Raw genomic sequence first — 269 nt, 5'->3', positions numbered from 1 at the left:
AGAGAAGGGAGTACCTCACCTGTTTTTATTGAATCTGCATATTGTGCTTGGTTTACGCCTCCTAGCCAAAAGAGGGTGATAGGGATATTTTCATCGGTGCGCCCGTATAGGCCAAAATCTTCACCCGCCATTACAGCTTGTGTTTCAAGTACATTAGTATCGCCAATTGCGCTGGCAATAGAGTTTCTAACAATGTCTGTTTGTGCAGGGTTATTATAAGTAGATGGAATCGATTCATCTTCATGTACATATATTACAGGGTAGTTAGA

The 269-nt window shown here is 41.3% G+C and carries 1 protein-coding gene; it reads right to left on the bottom strand.

Translation table 11 applies throughout. From position 1 onward, the window contains the following. A partial coding sequence (locus AAEZ18_RS18905; protein WP_352255947.1) for a M20/M25/M40 family metallo-hydrolase occupies window positions 1-269 on the bottom strand: 269 nt, incomplete at both ends.

This window comes from Pseudoalteromonas sp. 19-MNA-CIBAN-0066, from assembly GCF_040308705.1.
GTDB classification, from domain to species: domain Bacteria; phylum Pseudomonadota; class Gammaproteobacteria; order Enterobacterales; family Alteromonadaceae; genus Pseudoalteromonas; species Pseudoalteromonas nigrifaciens.
Note: the sequence above shows the minus strand (reverse complement) of the source record. Positions and strands in the feature narration are given on the sequence as shown.